Annotated in this window: 16 protein-coding genes; 4 read left to right on the top strand and 12 right to left on the bottom strand. The window is 38.5% G+C overall.

The window, feature by feature from the left end; genetic code table 11:
* Positions 1–57: 57 nt before the first annotated feature.
* Positions 58–915, bottom strand: a complete 858-nt coding sequence (locus GO621_RS14090; protein ID WP_157568121.1) for an alpha/beta hydrolase — start codon at positions 913–915, stop codon at positions 58–60.
* Positions 916–943: 28 nt separating this feature from the next.
* Positions 944–2,167 (bottom strand): endo-1,4-beta-xylanase, encoded by a 1,224-nt coding sequence (locus GO621_RS14085; RefSeq protein ID WP_157568118.1) that lies wholly within the window; start codon positions 2,165–2,167, stop codon positions 944–946.
* Between the two features lie 327 nt (positions 2,168–2,494).
* On the opposite strand from GO621_RS14085, the gene GO621_RS14080 reads away from it, so the two are divergent.
* A complete protein-coding gene (locus GO621_RS14080) occupies positions 2,495–3,262 on the top strand; it encodes a slipin family protein (RefSeq protein ID WP_157568116.1) in 768 nt (255 codons plus the stop codon).
* A 166-nt stretch (positions 3,263–3,428) separates the two neighbouring features.
* Here GO621_RS14080 and GO621_RS14075 read toward each other — a convergent pair whose 3' ends face one another.
* The 3 genes from GO621_RS14075 to GO621_RS14065 all read right to left on the bottom strand — a co-directional run bounded on the left by GO621_RS14075 (position 3,429) and on the right by GO621_RS14065 (position 6,596).
* Complete coding sequence (locus GO621_RS14075) at positions 3,429–4,292, bottom strand: glycoside hydrolase family 16 protein (RefSeq protein WP_198170253.1); 864 nt, start codon at positions 4,290–4,292, stop codon at positions 3,429–3,431.
* A gap of 87 nt (positions 4,293–4,379) precedes the next feature.
* The gene (locus GO621_RS14070) at positions 4,380–5,819 is read right to left on the bottom strand and encodes a TolC family protein (RefSeq protein WP_198170252.1); all 1,440 of its coding nucleotides are present in this window, start codon (positions 5,817–5,819) and stop codon (positions 4,380–4,382) included.
* A gap of 117 nt (positions 5,820–5,936) precedes the next feature.
* Positions 5,937–6,596, bottom strand: coding sequence for an ABC transporter ATP-binding protein (locus GO621_RS14065; RefSeq protein ID WP_157568112.1), 660 nt, complete (start codon positions 6,594–6,596; stop codon positions 5,937–5,939).
* Between the two features lie 271 nt (positions 6,597–6,867).
* On the opposite strand from GO621_RS14065, the gene GO621_RS14060 reads away from it, so the two are divergent.
* Both GO621_RS14060 and GO621_RS14055 read left to right on the top strand, forming a co-directional pair.
* Positions 6,868–7,095 carry a hypothetical protein gene (locus tag GO621_RS14060; protein ID WP_157568110.1) on the top strand — a complete coding sequence of 76 codons (228 nt, stop codon included), beginning with the start codon at positions 6,868–6,870 and terminating at the stop codon, positions 7,093–7,095.
* Between the two features lie 96 nt (positions 7,096–7,191).
* Positions 7,192–7,494 (top strand): putative toxin-antitoxin system toxin component, PIN family, encoded by a 303-nt coding sequence (locus GO621_RS14055; protein WP_317163451.1) that lies wholly within the window; start codon positions 7,192–7,194, stop codon positions 7,492–7,494.
* Between the two features lie 189 nt (positions 7,495–7,683).
* Here GO621_RS14055 and GO621_RS14050 read toward each other — a convergent pair whose 3' ends face one another.
* The 6 genes from GO621_RS14050 to GO621_RS14025 form a co-directional block, all read right to left on the bottom strand.
* Entirely contained in the window at positions 7,684–10,077 is a 2,394-nt protein-coding gene (locus tag GO621_RS14050; RefSeq protein WP_157568108.1) for an ABC transporter permease, read from the bottom strand.
* A gap of 138 nt (positions 10,078–10,215) precedes the next feature.
* A complete protein-coding gene (locus tag GO621_RS14045; protein WP_157568106.1) occupies positions 10,216–12,639 on the bottom strand; it encodes an ABC transporter permease in 2,424 nt (807 codons plus the stop codon).
* Positions 12,640–12,693: 54 nt separating this feature from the next.
* Positions 12,694–12,984 (bottom strand): hypothetical protein, encoded by a 291-nt coding sequence (locus GO621_RS14040; protein WP_157568104.1) that lies wholly within the window; start codon positions 12,982–12,984, stop codon positions 12,694–12,696.
* A gap of 193 nt (positions 12,985–13,177) precedes the next feature.
* On the bottom strand, positions 13,178–15,604 hold the full coding sequence (locus GO621_RS14035) for an ABC transporter permease (RefSeq protein ID WP_157568102.1): 2,427 nt from the start codon (positions 15,602–15,604) through the stop codon (positions 13,178–13,180).
* Positions 15,605–15,723: 119 nt separating this feature from the next.
* Positions 15,724–18,105, bottom strand: a complete 2,382-nt coding sequence (locus tag GO621_RS14030) for an ABC transporter permease (protein ID WP_157568100.1) — start codon at positions 18,103–18,105, stop codon at positions 15,724–15,726.
* 127 nt (positions 18,106–18,232) lie between these two features.
* Complete coding sequence (locus GO621_RS14025; protein ID WP_157568098.1) at positions 18,233–18,910, bottom strand: ABC transporter ATP-binding protein; 678 nt, start codon at positions 18,908–18,910, stop codon at positions 18,233–18,235.
* 91 nt (positions 18,911–19,001) lie between these two features.
* Between GO621_RS14025 and GO621_RS14020 the strand changes: the two genes are divergently transcribed.
* Positions 19,002–19,358 (top strand): four helix bundle protein, encoded by a 357-nt coding sequence (locus tag GO621_RS14020; RefSeq protein WP_157568096.1) that lies wholly within the window; start codon positions 19,002–19,004, stop codon positions 19,356–19,358.
* Positions 19,359–19,377: 19 nt separating this feature from the next.
* On the opposite strand, the gene GO621_RS19315 is transcribed toward GO621_RS14020, so the two are convergent.
* Complete coding sequence (locus tag GO621_RS19315) at positions 19,378–20,634, bottom strand: efflux RND transporter periplasmic adaptor subunit (protein WP_317163450.1); 1,257 nt, start codon at positions 20,632–20,634, stop codon at positions 19,378–19,380.
* Positions 20,635–20,736 lie beyond the last annotated feature (102 nt).

Genomic DNA, 20,736 nt, shown 5'->3' with positions numbered 1-20,736 from the left:
CCTTTTACAGGAAAATTCAATGCTGATTTTTAGGCGATAAAAGAAGTATCGATCCATTTAAAAAATAACATGCGGACTGGTATAAGCCCAGCCTAAAGCTTTAAGCATTGTTGCAGGTTTACCTGTTAAATGCGTTACTTTTTCGATAATTACCGCATGCAGATCGAGGTTTTTATAATGCCTTTCTTGAAGCAAATCCACTAATTTTTTGTTCGGTAATTTTTGTCCCGCTGTTTCCAGTTCGCCAACTTCAATAAAAACATGTGCTGGCAGTTCCTGATGTTTAGCCGCGTATTCTTTTTCTATATCAAATATTTTTTCGTTATCATAAGCCAAAGCCGGACTTCCGATTAAAATATTTTTAAACAAAGCTGGCTTTGTAAACAATACATAAGTGCCAAACAATCCGCCCATCGAGTAGCCGTACAACGTACGTTCTGTTGGTTCTGCTTTGTATTTTGCATCGATCAACGGAATCAATTCCTTCTCTATAAAACCTAAAAATACTGGCGCACCTCCGCTGCCTGGCATTGCTTTAACTGCGGTAGGCGTAAAATCGCGGTTGCGTTTGTTTCCGGGTGTTCCAATCAGGCCGCCATCTCCAATAGCTACCAAAATAGGTTCAGGAATATGATATTGAGCCATCAGCAAACCTAAATATTCCAGCGAAGGCGAAAAATCGTTATCACCATCTACTACAAATAATACCGGGAACTTTCTTTTTGCTGTATCATAACCTGCGGGAAAATGAATATAAATATCATAATCGTGGCCGGCAATTTTAGAGTGCATTAATCGGTGTTCAGAATTAGGAACAGTAACTAACTCTTTTTGCTGGGCACAAGTTTTTGTGGCATAAAAGAAGCATGCCAGTAAGCCAAAAGAAATCAGTTTTGCAAAAAATTTAGCTTGCATAATAATACGTTTAAATTAGTTCTCCGGCTTAAAAATTAACTACTGACCAGTACGCTTTTTTGCGTTGCAGGTTTTCATCAAACAATAATGGATAAGCTTTCCTTACAGTTCTGCTTGATGTTTGGCCTGCTGCTGCCCCGCCAGCTAATCCTCCGCCTCTCGAATCGAGCCAACTGTACTTATCCGACAAATTCCAGAAAGTAACACCGGTAATTACATTTTTATACTGCCTGAAAATATCAAATACCATTTTGTATTGTGCAGCCTGTTTCTGCTCTAGTTCGGGTGTAAAACCAGCATCAGGAACAGGCAGAAGGTTTGCATTTGCAGCATTTGCCTGCGTGTTTAAATTAGCAGGACGTGACCGCGGCATACGGATAGTAATGTCTAATTCTGTGATCTGTATTTTTAATCCCAAGGAAGAATATTCATCCAAAGCTTTACGCAGCAGTTCCGGCGTAGGATCGTTCAGCTTCCAATGTCCCTGCATGCCAACGCCTGTAATTGGCACCTTTGCATCAACCAGACTTTTTAACAGTTTATAAATGTGTTCTCTTTTTGCCGGATGTTCGCTGTTATAATCGTTATAATACAAAGCAGCTTTAGGATCAGCAGCATGAGCATATTCAAAAGCTTTCGGAATAAAATCATCACCACAGATTTTGTACCACATACTGTTGCGCATAAACTTGGTGCTGTCATCATCAATCGCTTCATTTACCACGTCCCAGGCATAGATTTTTCCTTTATAATGATTGACAACCGTTGTAATGTGGTCTTTTAACCGCTTTAAAAGCACTTCTTTGCTTACTTCGCTTCCATCCGCATTTTTAAACATCCAGCCCGGTGCCTGGTTATGCCACAATAAATTATGGCCTCGAATTTTGATATGATGTTTTACGGCAAAATCAACAATAGCATCTGCATTTTTCCAGTTGTATTCGTTTTCCTTTGGATGGATCGGGCCCATTTTCATATCGTTCTCAGGCGTAACGCTATTAAACTCATGCACAATCAAAGCAGAATCTGCACCTTTTAAAGCAGCCATATTAACGGCCACACCTATCGGAAAATAGTTTTTATAATAGTCCTTTAAACCCTTTTTGTAATTTTCGGCTTGAGTTGGATGATGTGCAGCAGATGCATTATGCTTTAACTTGCACTGAATATTAGTTTGGGCCACAAGCAATGCCGATGTAAAAACCAAGGCAGCGCGTTTGAATATTGAAAAAAAAGAGTTGTTATTTATCATCAGGTTAGATCAATAAGCCAAAATAAACTTTTAGCTTCTGTTTTCAAATTAATTAATTCAGGTTTTCTGAATATTCTTTTCTGTAAAAAGGTACGGACTGAGATTATCAGATCAAAGCTAACATTTACTTCTGTAGCAATTGTGTTGTTTGATAATTTAGGCTTTTCCAAATCCTGTGTTTGTAACAGCTATTTTCCATACTGTTTTTACCGGCAAATTTTCCGGATAGATTAAATTCTGCAATGCCTGAAGCAGTTTAATTAAATGTATATTTGGTTAAACACAGGTGGCAAGCCTAAAAAAGCAACCATCAAATAAAAAATCAATATGGCACTTCTGATCATTATCGCAATTATTCTTGTTCTCTTTTTTTGGTCTCTTCGCATCGCCCAGGAATATCAGCGTGCAATTGTGTTTCGGCTTGGAAGATTTGAATCTATCAGAGGTCCTGGTTTATTCTGGCTGATCCCATTTATAGAGCGGGAACAACGGGTTGACATCAGAACAAAAACAGTTGACCTGGAGCAGCAGGAAACCATTACCAAAGACAGCGTAACGATTAAGGTAAATGCCGTTTTATGGTTTAAAATAACCAATCCGGAAGATGCCATTATTAAAGTAGCCGATTACAATAAAGCTGTTTATCAGTTTTCGGTTACTGCCTTGCGCAACATTATTGGGCAGCATACTTTAGATGAAGTATTAAGGGAGAGGGAACAAATTAACGCAACACTCCAGAAAATGGTGGACACCACAACAGAACCTTGGGGAATAAAAATTGAGATGGTGGAGATGAAAGATGTCGAAATTCCGGAAGCAATGCAACGGGCAATGGCACGGGAAGCGGAAGCGATCCGGGAAAAAAGAGCAAGAATTGTTAAAGCCGAAGCAGAACTGGAAGCATCTATTAAATTAACACAAGGTGCAAAAGAAATGGAAGGAAGCCCGATTGCATTGGAATTAAGACGGATGCAAATGCTTTCTGAAATTGGAATTGATAACAATACTACTACGGTTATTTTGATGCCTTCCGAGTTTACCAATGCTGCAAAAAGCTTTACAGAATTGGTAAGTATGAAGAAGCCGGAAGAATAATGGTGTGTACTATTCCTTAATTTTTACCAGCAGAAATTAATTGGTTTACTTTTTTAGCCTAACCTAAAAAGACACAAAAATCCGTTTTTTATGCAATAAAAGAAGCATGAAAAATATTCCGGACTAAATTTAAAAGATCTAAACTTTCGAAAGGACAAGCACTTTTTTATGGTTTGCTCTGTGTTACCAATACCCAGTCTACAAAAACTTTTGCCTGTCCTGCTTTTATCCGGTCAACACTTGTTTGCGATAAACCAAAATAAGGTTCTTTTAGCTTGTTAACTCCGTTTGGATAACCGCCGCCAAGGGCAAAATTAAGGATGATAAATTTAGGGTTATCGAACGCCCATTTTCCATATTTTTCTACCATTTCCCGTGTTACGGTGTAGGTAATTTTATCATCAACCTTGAAAACAAGCGCGTTTGCCGACCAATCTACCGAATAAATATGCCATTGGGTAACATCAGTGCCTTTTGGGAAAAAAGCACGGTAAGCAAGAGGTGTATTGCCGAAATAGCCAGGGCCGTGCAAGGCGTGGCTAACCCAGGAAGAATCGCCAACCGTTTCCATTATATCAATTTCGCCGCAATCCGGCCATTTTCCTTCAGACAAAGCCCAAAATGCAGGCCAGGCCCCAGCTCCGGCAGCCATTTTCATTCGTGCAGAAGCTGTTCCGTAAGTAAACTCAAATTTAGAACGGGTGTTGATGCGGCCGGATAAAAAATCATAATGGCGCTGTTCTTTGCTGCTATAACCCGGATGGTAAACTGCTTTTATAACCAATGCACCTTTTTTTGCGCCTGCTGCCTCTTTGTTATGTGCTAAATAAAGAGTTGATATAGAATCTACATAAGCCTGTTGCTCGTTGTTAACCGTATTTCCTGTTACTTCTACATTCCACTTGCTTCGGTCAAGGCTTTTTCCGTTAAAATCTTCAAAAAAAATAGTATCTGTTTTAGCTGGATGAATTTGTGCCGATGCAGTAGCAACACCGAAACTGGCGATCATTAAAAAAGTATAAAATTTCATATCAGGATTTTTAACTGGTTCAGATGGTGGAACAAGTTAAACAAAATATGTTTCAGAAATCTCGAAAAAACACCGGTAAAAGAAGCATCACCAGGTTAGCTTTCCCTGATAGTAATCCAGGATTTTCATCCGTAAAACATAATCGTACCGTGCACTAATCAGGTTGATATTGGCAGCATCCAGTTTATTTTTGGCAACTGTATAATCCACGCTTGTGCCAACACCTGCATTAAATTTTACTTCTGTAGCTTTAAAAGATTCTATGTAAGAACTCACTTGGCTTTGCAAAGTTTTATAACGGCTAAAAGCAGCAATCATGTTAAAAAATGCTTGTTCTACTGATTGTTTAAGCTGAATCCGTGTAGTTTGCTCTACCAGTTCTGCATTTTTTAAATCGATTTTTGCCAGGGCAATCCGGTTTCGGGCAACCCAGTTGGTAAAGATAGGGATCTGTAAACCAAGCGTTATGGCTGAGTTATAGTTGTTTTTAAACTGGTCTTGATAACTGATTTTTTCCTGCCGGTAATTGTTTTGATTGGCCATTACATAAGATCTTGTTCCGTTCTGCAGGTTCACATAATCGTTTGTTGCCACTCTTGCGCTGTCGGTAAAAATACTTTTGCTGGCGGCGCTGGAATAATTGGTGTACAAATAAGCGTTCAGCGAAAGCGTAGGGTACAAGTAACCATGTGCAGAACTTACTGCTTTTGCAGCACTTTTAGTCCGTAAATTACTTGCTTTTACCAAAGAAAGTTGTTCTAATGCTGCATGATAAATGGCATCAGGATTATTATTGTAAGAAGATGAAAGCTGCTCTGCATTCAGCGGTTCAAATAACTGCTGCTTTTGGTAGGGAACATTCATGTACTGCGCCAAGGCAACTTTTGCTGCCTCCAAATTATTTTGGTTGTTGATGATCGACAGGCTGTCGTTGCTTAATTGTCCTTTCAGGTCTGCCAATTGATAAGGCGCAATCGCGCCGTCTTTGTTTAATATTTCTGATCTTCGGATCTGTTCCTGTGTAACTGCTGCCTGATTACGCGACTGATTTACCAATTCCTGGTTATTCAGTATTTGCAGATAAGCCAGGATCACATTTAAGGTCAGGTTATCTTTTTGCTGCTGCAACTCCTGCTTGCTTGCCTCGAAAGCAAGCAGGTTTTGTTTGATCGTATTCCACAGAACAAAACCATTAAATAAAATGATACTTCCACCCACAGAATAATTGGTGTAATTAATCTGCTGGTTTAAATAAGCATTGGTAAACGGATCAATACTCCGGCCCTGGTTTAAACCTTGCTGTACATTTGCACCAAAATTAGGGAGCAGGTTTAATTTAGCCTGATTAAAACCAATATTTGCCCGTTTAGCAGCAAGTTCGCTTTGTGCAACGTTCAAGTTATTGCTGATTGCTATTTCAACACATTTTTGAATGTTTAAGGAAGTTATATTACGAGTACTGTCTTGCGCAACAACTTTTATGGTATAAAAGAAGCATAGAAATAAGCAAAAGCTTCGGAGTTTCATTTTTGATTTTTTTAGCCTCATTTAAATACTCTCCAAAGGAGAGGATTTGCCTTTCTTGTGATAATTTTTCTTGTGTTTGTTTTATAGCTATGAACTATTAACTAAAAGCCAATCCCTTTACTCAATCCGTCCGTCTAATAAATTAATGATGCGTGAACCGTAAGCTGCATTTTTTTCCGAATGTGTTACCTGCACGATCGTTACGCCTTGCTGGTTCAGGGTTTTAAACAACTCCATAATTTCTTCGGCTTGTTTAGAGTTGAGATTTCCTGTTGGTTCATCTGCCAGGATCACTTTTGGATTTGCTGCCAAGGCCCGTGCAACACCAACCAATTGCTGTTGCCCGCCTGAAAGCTGGTTCGGAAACAAATCTTTCTTTCCTACAATTTGAAAATGATCCAAAATATCAGCCACGACCGATTTCCGTTCCGAAGATTTCATATCCTGATAGATCAGCGGCGTTTCAATGTTTTCATAAACCGTTAACTCATCAATTAAATGATAAGCCTGAAAAACAAAACCAATATGTTGCTTATACAAAGCAGAACGCTGTTTCTCCTTCAGCTTAAAAACCGATTGGTCCAGGAAAATATATTCGCCTTCGGAAGGTTCATCGATCATCCCCAAAATGTGCAGTAAAGTAGATTTCCCGGAACCTGAAGGGCCCATAATGGAAACAAACTCACCTTGGTTAATGGTAAGGTTAATATCTTTTAATAAAAAAGTACGGTTTCCGCCGGTAGAAACCCATTTGTAAATATGTTTAAGTTCTATCATGTTGTATGCTGATTTTTAGTGGATAAAAACAGTATTGCTATAAATTAATACCAGAAGTACGAGTAATTGAAAATGAGGCTATTATAAAATACAGCTTTAAAAAAATGTTCGGTAACGATACAGTTGCTGTCCGGTTTGAAGCATGAATAGTTGTATAAAAATCTTACTTGTAAAAATTTCACCGGGCAATTTAAGGTAGTTTTATATGAAATTGTAATTATGAAAAGGCTTAATTTTTGTACTTTTAACTTATACTTTTTATAATGATAATATGGAACGGATAGTAATTGAAGTGGATGATGCTACGGCAAAAAAATGGCGGGCCGTATCTCCAAAAATTAAAAGTGAGCTTGAAAAAAGTTTTGAAAGACAAATAGATGAACTTTCTGAAAAAATGAAAGAAGCTAACTTTGAAAATTTGTTAAAAATCGTACGAGAAGAGGCAGCTAAAAATGGACTTACCGAAGAAATACTTCAACAACTGCTGAATGATAAATAGCTTTTTTGTTATAGATACTAATACCCTGATTAGTGCTATTTTATTTGAGCACTCCAATCCAACCATGGCATTTAATAAAGTAAAACGGTTAGGTAAATAGCCACAAGTTTTGAAACATACAATGAGTTATGCGATGTTATTGTACGTCCAAAATTTGATAGATATATTTCATTAAAAATCCGGTTAGCGATTTTAAATGAAATAAGAGGCCTTTTAATATTGCACGAAATATCAGAATCAATTACAGATTGCCTAGACCCTAAAGACAATAAATTTCTTGAATTAGCTGTAGCAGCAAATGCTTCCTGTATCATTTCCGGAGATAAAGACCTCCTTGTTCTGCACCCGTTTCGTGGTATCCCCGTTCTAAACCCGGTTGATTTTGTAAATAGTTTTTAGCTTCATAATTCTTTTATCGATACTTTTTTTAGCCCCACCTAACCTTTCAAAGGGGAGGAACCCAAGCGTGCTACCTTTTTAGTTTTATATTATCCTCCCTGTAAAAGCCTTTTCTCTTAAAGAGGTTTTTTTTGTTTGAGGCAGGTGGCATTGCAAATCCCTCATACCTCCAACCTCTCACCTCCAAATCTACTCACTTCTCAAACTTTTTACCGGATTGGCTAATGCTGCTTTTATCGACTTAAAACTGATGGTAAACAAAGCAATAATTAAGGCAATGAATCCGGCTAATGCAAAAATCCACCAACTGATATTGATGCGATAGGCAAAATCCTGCAACCATTTTTCCATCCCGTAATAGGCAATTGGTGAAGCGATCAGCATCGCCAGAAAAACTAATTTCAAGAAGTCTGTGGAAAGTAAACCGACAATGCTGCTGATGCTTGCACCTAAAACTTTGCGGATACCAATTTCTTTGGTTCGTTGCTCTGCCATAAACGTAACCAATCCGAAAAGTCCAAGACAAGCAATGGCGATAGCCAGAATTGTAAAAATAAGCAGGATTGTTCCCTGTTTTTGTTCGTCTTTGTACCGTTGTGCAAAATTCTGATCTAAAAAATGGTAATCAACAGGATGTTCAGGATCGAACTTTCGATACGTATCTTCAAGGTATTTAATAGCGGCAGGAACATTGCTTTTACTTATTCTGACATATAAATTGTCCTTATCTTTTGGTTGTGGCGGCAACTGCAAAATCAAAGGTTCGATTTTGTGTTGAAGAGAATAAATATGAAAGTCTTTTGCTACGCCAACTATTTCATATACTAAATGATTTCCTTTTTCATCTACGCCAGTCTCAATTTTTTTTCCTACGGGATCTTTTAATCCAACTTCTTTTACCAAGGTTTCGTTTACGATAACTGCTTTATCTTTATCAGTTTGCATATTTTCCGAAAAATTCCGTCCGGAAGAAAGTTTGATCTGCAATGTTGGAATAAAGCTTTCATCAACCATAAATGCCTGTGCAATTCTTGGCCTCGAATCCATCTTTCCGTTAACTTCGGCTGTGTATCCTGTTTGTCCGATATTATTGTTGCCAATTGGATTGCCTGCTGCCGATACATTTTCTATTAAAGGGTTTTGTAAAAGCTGGGCTTTAAGCGCTGGTATTTGGTTTCGGACTTCCCTGTTTTCGACATGAAAAGTTAAAACCTGATCTTTGTTAAAACCGAGGTCTTTTTTCAGAACATAATGTAGTTGTTGGTAAATAATGAGGGAGCCGGCAATCATGCAAATGGTAATGATAAACTGAAAAGCAACCATCACTTTACGGAAAAGAATGTTTCCTTCCTGGCTGCCAGCTTGTCCTTTTAACGCAGGAATAATACGAAAACCGGAAAGGAACAAAGCGGGATAAATTCCGCTGACAATTCCGGTAATCAAAGAAAACACCGATAAAAGAAGCATTGTGTATAAAACGCCGAATTCCCACAAATTCAATTGTTTTCCTGTCAGCTGTTTAAACCAGGGCATCAGGATGCTAATTAAAATTACAGCTGCAACGGAAGCAATCAGCGTAAGCAAAACAGACTCCGACAAAAACAAAATGATCAGCTGCGCTTTGCTTGAACCTGTTACTTTTCGCACGCCGATTTCTTTAATGCGGATAGAAGCACGGGCAGTAGATAAGTTCATGTAATTGATGGCAGCAATAATGAGGATGAGAATGGCCACGATAGAAAAAGTGTAGATCAAACTCATGCTGCCATTAGCACTCATCTCGGCAGTTAAATTAGAATGCAAGTGGATGGATTTTAAAGGCTGCAACTCCATCCGGTAATTCATCGGCCCTAATGCCGCTTTTAAATATTTGGTATAAAAGGCTGGTAATTTTGCTTCCAGTTTTTGAAGTGATGCTTCTTTTGCAAGTAAAATATAAGTATATAAATGAATTTGCCCCCATTCTTCTGTAAAGTTTTGCGGAAAGGAACGCAAACCGCTAAAAGTAAAATGGGAGTTAGCAGGAACATCATCAATTACACCGGTAACCAGGTTAGGGTAATTATTTTCAAAGTAAATAGTTTTGTTTAAGGCGAGGGAAGCATCGCCAAAAATATTTTTAGCTAAAGTTTTGGTTAAAACGATAGATTGCGGTTTTGCCAAGGCTGTTTTTGCATCTCCATACAAAAAGTGATAAGTAAAGATTTTAAAAACAGAATTATCGGTAAACATGATATCATCTGCCTGCAAATGCTTGTTTTGATAAGTCAGCGTTCCTCCGCCTTCTATGTCAAACCGGACTGCTTCTTTAATTTCAGGATAATCAGCTTTTAAAGCAGCCGCAAAAGGAGCGGAGGTTCCTGTTAAATCAAACTTTCCGCCATCCCAGCTACCATGTTCTACCACACGATAAATGCGGTCAGCATTTTGATGGTAGGTATCAAAACTTAGTTCGTTAGCCACATAAAGTGCAATCAGCCAGAAAGCAGTTAAGCCAATGGTTAAACCCGAAATATTAATCAGCGAAAAAACCTTGTTCTTCTGCAAATTTCTGAAAGCGGTTTTGAAATAATTCCTGATCATCGTTGTAAATTTTTAAAACCTGATGCTTCTTTTATCGATACTTTTTTGGTGGGAGGAGCGGGGAGCGGGTTGAGAGGATTTGCAAGATGCTGATACCTCCAACCTCATACCTCACAGCCCAAACCTCACAGCCCAAACCTACTCACTCCTCAAACTCTTCACCGGATTGGCCAATGCTGCTTTTACCGCCTGAAAACTTACGGTTGCTACAGCGATAACCAAAGCAATCATCGTTGCCAAACCAAAGATCCACCAACTGATTTCGATACGGTAAGCAAAGCTTTGCAGCCATTTGTTCATGATTAACCAGGCAACCGGGAAAGCTAACACACTGGCCAATAAAACCAGTTTGATAAAATCCTGCGAGAGTAACACCACAATTTGCATAACAGAGGAACCTAATACTTTCCGGATGCCTACTTCTTTTGTCCGTTGTACCATCGTCATCATCGCCATGGCCAATAAACCGATGCAGGAAATCAGGATCGCTATAGTTGCCCCGCTGATAAAAATATTTGATAAACGTTTCTCGCTTCTGTACTGGCGTTCGGTGTTTTCATTTAGCCAGGAGCCGTTAAATTCTGTATTTGGGAAAATTTGGTGCCATTGCTTCTTCAAATTATCGTAGCTTGATAACAGGTTCACTGGTTTTACACGGATAAAAGCATAACTGATGTCGGATTTATTTTCCATATTTAACGAAAGCGGTTCGATCTCATCACGAAGCGAACGAAAGTTAAAATCACGAATAATCCCGATCACTTGCATTTTGGGGTAACCATCATAGATCGTCACAAATTTCCCGATCAAATTTTTCCCGCCTAACTGTTTCGCCATTTGCTCGTTAATAATTATCGAATTACTATCGGTAGAAAAACTTCTGGAAAAAACCCGGCCTTCGAGCAGTTTCATATCCAACGTTTTCAAGTAATCATAATCCACGCGTTGCCAGTTAGTGCGGATTTCGCGTCCGTTATAATTAAACCCAACAATATGGGTAGAAGTAGATCCATCGGTACCTAAACCTAAATTATTTGCAGAACCGCTTATAGCTACAATTTCTGACCGGCTTTGCAATTTATCGCGTAATAATTGCATGGCTTTGCTGCCTTTCATTTCCCGGCCTAACGGAACGCTGATTACTTCCGTCCGGTTATAACCCAGCGGTTTGTTTTGCATGTAGCGCATTTGCTGCCAGGTAATTAAAGTACAGATAATCAAAAGGGTAGAAAGTGTAAATTGCGTTACTAATAATACATTTCGCACTTTCCCCGGCTTGGCTGTATTTACTGTGCCTTTTAACACTTGCACGGTTTTGTACCGTAGCATTAGCCAGGCGGGATAAAATCCGGCAACGATGGTTACTAAAAAAAAGATGGTAAAAAAAGCACTCAAATGTGCCGGTTGAAGGAGTAAACCCAAAGTAACTGGACTGCGGAAGTTAGTACGAAAACCAGGAAGGATTAACGACGAGATCAATAAACCGGCAACCAAAGCAACCAGGCAAACCAAAACCGTTTCTGTCCAGAACTGAATAATCAACGTCCATTGTCCGGCGCCTAATGTTTTCCGTACACCAACTTCGCGTGCGCGGGTAAAAGCGCGGGCAACATTCAGGTTGATAAAATTGATAGAAGCAATCAGCAAAATAAAAATACCAATTGCCATGAGTGCAATTATGTAAACTTTGCTTACCTGGTTCCCTTCCAAGCCGAAAAAATTAGCAGCGAAATGATTTTGGGCAAAAGGAAGCAGGTTCAAGGTAAATACATTTCCGGAAGCATCAGGTATGGAGCCATCGCGTTTGATAGTATTAATGCTTTCGGTAAAATGCTGGCTGGTAAAAGGGATAAATTGTTTTTCGAGGGAAGCCTGATCTATTCCCGGCTGTAAGCGTACAAAAAGTGAGTGGTTACCTGCATTCCAGCGATCCATTTTCTGCTCATAATTCGGGAAGTTTTCAAAACGCATCAGCATATCAAAACCCAAACTGGAATTATCCGGAAAATCTTTTGCAACACCACTTACTGTAAAGTTTTGCAGCTCGCCGTTAAAGTTTAATTCCAGTGTTTTTCCTACAGGGTTTTCCTGGTTAAAAACAGCATGCGCTACATTTTCTGTAATTACTAAGCCGTGCAAATCCTGCAAAGCTGTTTTTATATTGCCTTTTGCTAAGGGAAAAGTAAATATCTGCAGAAAATCAGGATCAATAAACTTGATGCCGTAATTGGTTTGTTTATCCTTGTATCGAACAGCAGCTTGTCCGTTTCCATACCGCGAAACAAATTTAATAGCCGGATAAGCAGCCTTTAATGCCGGGGCCAAAGGTTCTGGCATGGAAGTGTTTTTTTCTATGCCGGAAGAACGGTTTTCTGTGGTATAAACCTGATAAATATCTTTCAGGTCCTGATGAAAGTGGTCATAAGAAAACTCGTAATCAACCGTTAAAAAAAGTAAAATACAGCAGGCAACGGCAACACTTAAACCTGCAATATTGATCAGGTTAAATACTTTGCCTTTCAGCAGGTTGCGCCAGGCAACTTTAAGATTATTTTTAAACATAAAATCGGTATTCGGCTTTCAGCTTCTGTTAATATAATTTGTTAATTTTCTTTTTTATCCCATTTTATGAGGGGCAGGCGGTGCCGGAGGAGGATTAATTCCTAAAGAATCTGTTACCTTTTTAACCAGCGCATCTTTTTGTTTCTGGTCCAAGTGTTCAACAGAAAAGGTATGATCGTAATTGATTTCTTTCCCGGCTTTGTTGCTTTTAATTACAATGTGCAAGGTTTTTCCATTATCTGTAACCGATTGTTTGATATTATCTTTTTTGTAAGTGCTAGTTTTGGTTTGGGCAGATGCAGCCAAAGAAAAGGCGGTTAAAAGAAGCATTGCTAATTTTTTCATTAGGAGGGTTTTTAATGTTTTGATTGATAGGAAGTAATATGATTGATTATCTAAGCTATTGTTAATTCTGTGCCGCTCTGCTAACTATTTTATTTTCAATGAGTTGTTTTTGATAACCCCTTGATATCCGTTCGGTTCCGATACACTTTCCGTACTTTTTCGATACAAGATTTTAGGTGATAAAAGAAGCATTTTATTCACTTCTTAAACTATTTACCGGATTAGCCAATGCTGCTTTTATCGCTCTAAAACTTATAGTGAGCAAGGCTATCAGCAAGGCACCAATAGCAGCAATAAAAAACGTCCACCAACTAATTTGTATTCGGTATGCAAAGTATTGCAACCACTTGTTCATCACCAGCCAGGCAATAGGAGAGGCAATGAGAAACGCAATAAAAACTAATTTTACAAAGTCTTTTGATAAGAGAGAAACAACACTTGCCACGTTTGCACCCAATACTTTGCGGATTCCTATTTCTTTGGTTCGTTGTTCTGCAATAAAAGTAGCGAGGCCAAATAATCCTAAACAGGCAACGAATATGGTTAAGCCTGCAAAAATGCCCAGGATAAGGCCTGTGTTTTGTTCTGCTTTGTAGGTGTTATTATAACGATCATCAAGAAAAGAATAGGTAAACGGAGATTGCGTAGTAAGATTATCCCACTTATTTTTCGTGCTGCTTAATAAGCCTTGCATGTCTTTACCTTTTGCTTTTATTATAATGTTACTGTTATCATTATTACTCATTGTCATTACCAGCGGTGTAATTAACTCATGTAATGATTTAAAATGAAAATCCTTCACTATGCCAATAACATGATAAGTAAATTTTTTGCCATAGTTATCCTGACGTGTTAATGTATGTCCGATTGCATTTTGATTCCAGCTAAATGTTTTTGCAGCCGTTTCATTAATGATTATGGCTAAAGAATCTGTTCCATATTGTTTTGAAAAATTCCTGCCGTAAAACAATTGCATAGAAAGCGTAGGTATATAATTATCATCTACTTCATAGCGAAGTGTATTTACAAGTTGCGCACTGTTATTATCAGCATAAATCAAAAAATTATTGCCGTAGCTATTTCCTGCAGGAAGATAGCCTGATGCGCTTACACTTATTACTCTCGGATCCTGCAACAGTTGCTGTTTAAACACTTCCTGGTCTTTGCCCAGCCAGTATGTTCCTTCCACAACAATAACCTGATCCTTATTATAACCTAATTTTTTATGTTGAATGTAGGAAAGCTGCTTATAAACGATGACCGTGCCGATGATAAGGCTGATAGAAATAAAAAACTGAAAAACAACGAGTCCGCTTCGCAAGCCAGTACTTCTTTTACCGGATATAAATCTTCCCTTCAGGACATTAATTGGATTGAATGATGAAAGAAAAAATGCCGGATAACTTCCAGCTAAAACTCCTGTAAACAAACTGAACAGAACAAGGCAGGGCACAATCCAGATGTTGTTCTTTAACTGTAATCCTAAGTTTTGTCCGGCAATATTATTAAACACAGGCAAAGCCAGGTAAACCAAACCAAGTGCGATAAACATGGCAACACCGGTAAGCAAAAAAGATTCGAGAAAGAATTGCGTTATCAATTGCTTTTTATCAGAACCCATAACTTTTCTGATACCTACTTCTTTTGCTCTCTTGGAAGCACCAGCGGTAGAAAGATTCATGAAGTTAATACAGGCAATCAGGAGCATAAAAACGGCAACAGCGCTAAAAATATACACATACTGAATATCGCCGTGCGGCTGCATATCACCTGTTAAATCAGAATGCAGATGTATGTCTGTTAATGGTTGTAAAAAAAGTCCGATGTTATTGCCGCTTTTTCTAAACTGCGATATGGTTACACCCATTGATTTTTGCAATTGCGGGCCAATATATTTATCTACTTCGTTTGGAAGTTTAGCTTCCAGCTTCCGGTAATCATAATCTTTTTGCAGAAGTAAGTAGGTGAAAAAATTAGAAGCCATCCAGATTTGGTCTTTTGCTTCCGGCAAACTTATCATCGAGGCGAATACGCCAAAATGAAAGTGGGAATTAGCGGGTACTTCATCTATCAGACCGGTTACAGTAAGTGCAGCATTCTGATCTTTAAATAAAAGTACTTTCCCAATCGGATTTTCGTTTCCAAAGTATTTTTTGGCTACTTCTTTTGAAATAACCGCCGTATTTGGTTGAAGCAAGGCAGTTGCCGCGTTGCCTTTAATAAGCGGAATAGTAAAAATCTGAAAGAAGTTGGCATCTACAAAAGCAAAAGCATCTTCTTTAAAAGTTTTATTGCCATAAGTAATGCGAGGCATACCGTAATCCCTGATGCGTGTTGCATCAGTTACTTCAGGAAAATCTTTCTTAAGCGTTTGCGCTACGGGCGGCATTACATTAGCTTCTTTTATTTCTCCGCCGCCATTCATTTTCCCTCGAAATACAACACGCACTATTCGGTCTGCTTTATCATTATAACGGTCATAACTTAATTCATTCTGCACAAAAAGCATGATCAGCAAACAGGTAGCAATACCAATTGCTAAACCAAAAATGTTGATCAAAGAAAAACGGATGTTTCGGGCCAGGTTCCGCCAGGCAATTTTGAAATAGTTTTTAAGCATGCTTTTAAACTTTTAGCTGTCAGCTTTTGGCTTTCAGCGCTATAGGGTTTATTATTGGGTAGGAGGGGTTTGTGAGGTATGAGGTTTTGAAAAGTTTCTTTTGCTGATACCTGAAAACCTTATTCCGTCCGTAAACTCTTAACCGGATTGGCTAATGCTGCTTTTATCGCCTGAAAACTGATGGTTGCTAAAGCAATTGCAAGGGCACAAAAACCTGCTGCAACAAAAACCCACCAGTTGATAGTAGTGTGGTAAGCAAAATTTTGTAGCCACTTGTGCATAAAGTACCAGGCAATAGGTGCTGCAACAAAAAATGCAAGGGTTACCAGTTTTAAAAACTCTTTTGACAATAAATTAAGAATGTTTGGTACCGATGCCCCCATTACCTTACGGATACCAATTTCTTTTGTGCGCTGGGTGGTACTGTAAGAAGCAAGCCCAAGCAAACCAAGGCAAGAAATAAAAATGGCAAATACGGCAAAATTCAGGAACAGTCTTCCAAACCTGTCTTCACTACGGTACTGTTTGTCAAAAAAATCATCGAGGAAATAATAACTGAATGGCCTGTTTGGCATCAATTCTTTCCATTTGTTTTCTATAGCAGCAATAGTTGAAGGAATATTTTTAGAATTGATGTTTATGGATACCAAATTGCAAAAATTTGGTTCGATACGAATGCTTAAGGGTTTTATCACTTCCTGTAAAGAGCGGAAATGAAAATCTTTTACTACGCCCACTATTACGCCTTTCCGTCCCCACTGATCAAATTTTTTACCTATAATTTGCTTTGGTAAAGTGTAGCCAAACATTTTCATTGCTGCTTCATTTACAATCATAGCTTGCGAAGTATCTGTTTGAAAATCCCTTGAAAAGGCACGGCCTGCAAGTATTTTTAGCTTATATTGAGGTATATAGTCAAAGTCGACAAAATACAGGTCAAGGTTGGCAACCTGCATATCGCCTTTTACGTTTTCAATCTGAGAATAAGCACCGGCATTTCCGCCTCCTGGAACACTGCCTGCCATTGCCGTTGACGTAACTCCCGCTAAAGAAGTTATAGCCTGTTTAAAAGCGGATTTTGAAGAATCGCCATCGGTATCAATAATTAATTTATGATCTTTATTAAACCCCAGGTCCTGACTGCGCATATAATTCATTTGATTATATACAATAATGGTTGAAATAATTAATGCAATTGAAACTGTAAATTGTATAATCACTAACCCTTTACGCATTAATAGGCCTTTTGTGCCAGTAGTAAAACGTCCTTTAAGTACAACAATGGGCTGAAAGGATGACAGGATTAATGCAGGATATATTCCGGCAAGTATGCCTATGCTGATTGCAATCAGAAAAAGTAAAAACGGATACAGCAAATGCGAGAAAATATGCCGGGAAATAACTTTTCCGGATAACTGGTTAAATAACGGAAGCAGTAATGAGGAAAATAAAATTGAAACTGCAAAAGCAATTAAACAAATGATAATACTTTCTCCGATAAACTGCTTTGCCAGCTGTAATCTGGCAGCGCCCACAACTTTACGTATGCCAACTTCTTTTGCACGTTCTGCAGACCGTGCTGTTGTTAAGTTTACAAAGTTGAAGCAGGCGATCAATAAAATGAATACAGCTACAATAATAAAAATATACACATTGGTAATGTTCCCCGTTTTACTGCCATCACGGGTTGAATACAGGTACACTTCTCTTAATGGCTCCAGAAATAAAGTGGGGTACATCTGAGATTGTTTCATTTCTTTCCCGTTGCGCCTCTCAAGAAAAGCAGGAAATTTTGCCTCCAGTACTTTAGGTTCTGTACCTGGCCTAAGTAATAAATAAGTTCTATTTCCATAATTTCCCCACTGATCATCCAACCCTTTATTAAATTCATTGGTTAGGGTAGGCATGCTTAGGAGGACATCCGCTTTTATCTGGGAATTTTCGGGGATATCCTGCATCAGGCCAGTTACTACAGCATTTAGGTTTCGATCTGTTAGTGATAGTGTTTGACCAACAGGATTTGTATCTCCAAAATATTTTTTTGCTGCTGTTTGACTAAGAATGATGCTAAACTTTTCTTTTAACGCTGTTTGTGGGTTGCCCTTTAATAGTTTAAAATCAAATACTTGAAAAAAAGAAGAATCGGCAAATAAACTGTTTTCTTCCTGAAATTTTATATTGCCTTTTCGTACCAGCAGGCGCGCATTGCTTACCCGTACAAAAGATTCTATTTCAGGAAACTCTTGTTTTGCGTGTGATGCTACAGCCCATGAAGGACAATTGGCATTAATAGTTTCTGTAGGTGTTTTGATATCAGAAACAACGCGATAAATCCTGTCTGCTTTCGAGTGAAAAGAATCATAGCTTAACTCGAATTTTATATACAGAAAAATAAGAAAGAAAGCCGTCATGCCAATAGCTAAACCTATAATATTGATAAAAGAAAAAGCCTTATGGTTCAGCAAAGTGCGAAAGGCTATCTTAAAATAATTCTTGATCATATTTTTGAGTTTGTGGCTTTCGCCGGTTTGCTTTCAACTTTTTTATTTTATCTTATCAGGAGAGCTAACTTTTTGTTGCTGATAAGAGCAACTTATGAAGCATTATAACTTATAATTGCTGGCTTCTTTACACCAATAAATTCTCTGTAACCGTTTGCCCGTCCAACATGCGGATAATGCGATGGCTGTACCTGGCATCATGCTCCGAATGTGTTACCATTACAATGGTAGTTCCCTGCTCATTTAATTCGGTTAAAAGCTGCATTACTTCATTCCCGTTTGATGAATCCAGGTTACCGGTTGGCTCATCCGCTAAAATTAATTTAGGATTGTTTACTACGGCACGTGCTACGGCTACGCGTTGTTGCTGGCCACCCGAAAGTTGTTGCGGGAAATGGTTACGCCGGTGCATGATCTGCATCTTGTCCAGCACTACTTCTACCCGTTTTTTACGTTCTGCACTATCTACGCCTAAGTAAATCAGCGGTAATTCTACGTTTTCAAAAACGGTGAGCTCATCAATGAGGTTAAAACTTTGGAAAACGAAGCCGATGTTGCGTTTGCGCAGATCTGCCCGTTTTCTTTCATTAAAATGGGCAACTTCAATTCCGTTAAACATAAAACTTCCGCCATCCGGATCGTCTAATAATCCTAAAATGTTAAGCAGGGTAGATTTACCGCAACCGGAAGGTCCCATTACAGCTACAAATTCTCCTTCTTTTACTTCGATGGATAGTTTATTTAAAGCCGAAGTTTCAATGTCCTCGGTACGGTAAATTTTTTCAAGTTCGGTTATTTTGATCATTGGAAGAAAGGTTTGAGGTATCAGGTATGAGGTTTGAACCAGTTGTATATCTTTTACTTTTTATTTTAAATTAATTTATTATCTTTAAAATATGCGTAGTTATTCTGAATTATTGGTTTGGCAAAAAAGTCATTATTTAACGTTAAAAGTTTATTCTGTAAGTTCTTCCTTTCCTAAAGAAGAGATGTATGGTTTAACCTCACAAATGCGTCGTTCAAGTTCTTCTATTCCGACCAATATTGCTGAAGGTTGCGGCAGAAACAGTAATGCTGAAATGAAAAGGTTTCTCATAATTTCTTCTGGTTCTAGTTCTGAATTAGAGTATCAGTTGCTTTTAGTTAAAGATTTAAAGTATATTGATGAAACTTTGTACAAAGAGTTATCGGGAGCTGTTGTAGAAATCAGAAAAATGATCCAAGCCTTTATCAAAGCCCTGCCTCTTACCTGATACCTCCAACCTCTCAACCTCATTCCTTCTTCAAAACAAGTTCCTGCATATTTCCATAATTTTCATAGCTGCTGGTCACTACTTTATCGCCTGGTTTTAAGCCTTGTAAAACTTCATAATAATCAGGGTTTTGGCGGCCTAATTGCACATCAACTTTATAAGCTGTTTTGCCGTCATCGCTTAATTTAAAAATCCAGTTGCCGCCGGTTTGCTGGTAAAATCCTCCTTTTGCTAATAATAAAGCTTTGGTTTCATCGCCTAAAGCTAAGCGGATTTGTAAAGTTTGGCCGCGGCGGATACCTTCCGGTACTTTCCCAACAAATTCCATATCAACCTGGAACCGTCCATTATTAACCTGTGTAAAAACTTTTTTAATTTTCAATTTGTAGGTTTTGTCCGAGAAATCAAAATCACCTGTTAAACCAGTAAAAATTCTGGAAATATAATGTTCGTCCACATCTACCCGAACTTTAAACCCGCTTAAAACATCAATCTGCCCCAAACGCTCGCCCTGGTGTTTGTTCTGTCCGATCTCGGCATCCAGCGAAGTTAGCTGACCGTCAACTGGTGCCCTTACAATCAGGTCACCAACTTTTTGACGCATTACAGCTAAGGCATTTTGTGTACGATCGTAAGATTGCTTGGCCTGATCCAATTCCTGTTTGGTAGAAACAGAATCCTGCTTTAAAATCTGCTGCGTTAACTTTTTGCGTTTCACCTGATATTCGTAAGCAATGGCAGATTGCCTGAATTCCTGTAAACCGATTGCTTTCTGTTCGTACAAATGCTTGTTGAGCAAGTATAAACGTTCGGCTTCCTTAAACGCATTGTCCACATCGGCCATTTGGTTTAACTTGCTGATGGTATTTTGTTGTGCCGCGTTACGCGAAATCTGCATCTGCGTTAGCAAATTAAAAACAGAAGTTTCCTGGTTTACCAAACTCAGTTCCAGATCTGTGTTGGCCAGCTTCATAATCGGCTGGCCTTTTTTCATAATTGTTCCGTCTTCTACATATTTCTGTTCAACACGTCCGCCTTCGTTCGCATCCAGATAAATCGTAGTGATGGGCATCACCACACCATTCACCGGAATAAATTCCTGAAACGGCCCGTTTTTAACCTCACTGATCGTGATCCTTTCTGTATCTACATTCAGTTTGGATTTTCCGGAAGTAAAGTAATAGCTGCTGCCAATCAGTAAAACCAATGCCGTAATACCGGCAATGGTTAAAATGCGTTTGGCCGGCCACTTTTTTTTCTGAATAACTTTGTCCACAATGCTTCTTTTATGATGGTTTTTTTCGTTCGCTGATATTCGTTATAGAAAAGCTGTGCCATGTGATGTAAGTATTTGAAATACTGATTTTTACCTTGTAAA

Source organism: Mucilaginibacter arboris (assembly GCF_009754915.1).
GTDB classification, from domain to species: Bacteria; Bacteroidota; Bacteroidia; order Sphingobacteriales; family Sphingobacteriaceae; genus Mucilaginibacter_A; species Mucilaginibacter_A arboris.
Note: the sequence above shows the minus strand (reverse complement) of the source record. Positions and strands in the feature narration are given on the sequence as shown.

Bases quoted from the DNA above. Each gene is read 5' to 3' on its own strand.
- GO621_RS14030 (WP_157568100.1), bottom strand. From the start codon at position 18,105: ATGATCAAGAATTATTTTAAGATAGCCTTTCGCACTTTGCTGAACCAT.
- GO621_RS14020 (WP_157568096.1), top strand. From the start codon at position 19,002: ATGCGTAGTTATTCTGAATTATTGGTTTGGCAAAAAAGTCATTATTTA.
- GO621_RS14060 (WP_157568110.1), top strand. From the start codon at position 6,868: ATGGAACGGATAGTAATTGAAGTGGATGATGCTACGGCAAAAAAATGG.
- GO621_RS14075 (WP_198170253.1), bottom strand. From the start codon at position 4,292: ATGAAATTTTATACTTTTTTAATGATCGCCAGTTTCGGTGTTGCTACT.
- GO621_RS14035 (WP_157568102.1), bottom strand. From the start codon at position 15,604: ATGCTTAAAAACTATTTCAAAATTGCCTGGCGGAACCTGGCCCGAAAC.
- GO621_RS14050 (WP_157568108.1), bottom strand. From the start codon at position 10,077: ATGATCAGGAATTATTTCAAAACCGCTTTCAGAAATTTGCAGAAGAAC.
- GO621_RS14045 (WP_157568106.1), bottom strand. From the start codon at position 12,639: ATGTTTAAAAATAATCTTAAAGTTGCCTGGCGCAACCTGCTGAAAGGC.
- GO621_RS14085 (WP_157568118.1), bottom strand. From the start codon at position 2,167: ATGATAAATAACAACTCTTTTTTTTCAATATTCAAACGCGCTGCCTTG.
- GO621_RS14090 (WP_157568121.1), bottom strand. From the start codon at position 915: ATGCAAGCTAAATTTTTTGCAAAACTGATTTCTTTTGGCTTACTGGCA.
- GO621_RS14080 (WP_157568116.1), top strand. From the start codon at position 2,495: ATGGCACTTCTGATCATTATCGCAATTATTCTTGTTCTCTTTTTTTGG.
- GO621_RS14070 (WP_198170252.1), bottom strand. From the start codon at position 5,819: ATGAAACTCCGAAGCTTTTGCTTATTTCTATGCTTCTTTTATACCATA.
- GO621_RS14040 (WP_157568104.1), bottom strand. From the start codon at position 12,984: ATGAAAAAATTAGCAATGCTTCTTTTAACCGCCTTTTCTTTGGCTGCA.
- GO621_RS14025 (WP_157568098.1), bottom strand. From the start codon at position 18,910: ATGATCAAAATAACCGAACTTGAAAAAATTTACCGTACCGAGGACATT.
- GO621_RS14065 (WP_157568112.1), bottom strand. From the start codon at position 6,596: ATGATAGAACTTAAACATATTTACAAATGGGTTTCTACCGGCGGAAAC.